General features: G+C 68.6%; 1 protein-coding gene. It reads right to left on the reverse strand.

Features of this window, described 5'->3' with window-relative positions:
* Positions 1-526: 526 nt before the first annotated feature.
* Positions 527-1421 (reverse strand): DUF1501 domain-containing protein (locus tag EOA29_RS36420; protein ID WP_127222387.1); only part of this gene is annotated, 895 nt, incomplete at its 5' end.

Raw genomic sequence — 1421 nt, forward strand, 5'->3', positions numbered from 1 at the left:
ACCCAGTGCCGCGCCGCTGCCGGTCGAAACCGTCAGCTGGCGCTGCGGCCCCGGCTGGCACGTGAACCGCTGGGGCAGATGTGTGCCGAACCGCCGCGTGGTCGTTCGCCCTGTGCGGCATTGGCATCCGGGTTTCTGGTACCACCACCGCTGGCACCCCGGCTATTGGAGCTGGTGATCGCTTTCAGGGGACAGACGCCCCCGCCGGAAACGGCCCGGGCGTTTTTGTTGAGCTTCTCACACGAGGGTCACTTCGTGGGCTTCGCGCAAACGTTCGTGATTGGCCGAAGCCCCTCAGCTTCGTCATCCACGGGCGGAGCGGGAGCGAAGCGGACGCGGAGACCCAAGGATCCATTCCGTGACTTTAGCCGAGGGATGCTGCGGGGCAGAATTCTGCACCGCGGCGACGCCTCAACGTCACGGAATGGATTCTAGGGTCCGCGCGCGTCGCTTCGCTCCTTGCTCCGTCCATACATGACGAATGACAGCAGATGCCGCACCTGTCACCGATGGGCAAACTCAGAACTCACACCACCAGGTTCGGCATCGGCCTCACCGCCGCCGAATCCGGAAACACCTTGTCGCCGAGCACCGCAGCCGACAGCCCGAACTGGTCGGCTAAGAGGCCCTTCAGCACCGCGCGGACATCGCTTGTCGGCGCGAGGTCGCGCTGTTCGTAAAGCTGAGCCGGCTTCAGGCCGGGCCAGTCGGCGATGACACGGCCGCCCTTGATCGCGCCGCCGGCGAGCAGCACCACCGTGCCGGTGCCGTGATCCGTGCCGACCGTGCCGTTGATGCGGGCGGTGCGTCCGAATTCGGTGATCGCCACGATCGCGGTATCCTTCCAGCTCGAGCCAAGCCCCGTCTCGAATTCCTCGAAGGCGCCGTCGAGGCCGCCGAGCAGATTGGCGAGCCGGCCGGTGGCGCCGCCCTCGTTGACATGCGTGTCCCAGCCGTCGAAGGCAAGTGCCGCGATGCGCGGCCCGTCGTCGGCAGCCATCAGCTTCGCCGCACCCTGCGCGGACTGCCGCATGCCGGCGGCGTTGTCGAGGACGCCTCTCGGTTTCATCGCCTTGCCGCCGATCTGGTCGCACATCGCCATCCGGTCGGCGTCGAGGCCCTTCTGCAGCGCCGCCGCCAGCACCGGGTCGCGATGATTGTAGAGGTCGAGCACACGCTCTGCCAGCGCGTCGCCGGGCGCCGGCAAGGCCTGCGGCGCCCAGCCGAGCACGGGTGCGGCGCCGCGGATCACCAGCGGCGTCGACGGCCCGATTGCGAGCCCGCCGGCTTTCGCCACGCGGTCGCCTGACGGCAGGCTGGCAAGCGCCCGGTTGAGCCAGCCTGTCGTGGCATTGCCCGGCCCCGGCAGGCCGCTTTCCAGCACGTCCTGGCCGTCGAAATGCGAGCGTTCGCGGTAGCCG

It is taken from the genome of Mesorhizobium sp. M1E.F.Ca.ET.063.01.1.1 (genome assembly GCF_003998155.1).
Classification (GTDB): domain Bacteria; phylum Pseudomonadota; class Alphaproteobacteria; order Rhizobiales; family Rhizobiaceae; genus Mesorhizobium.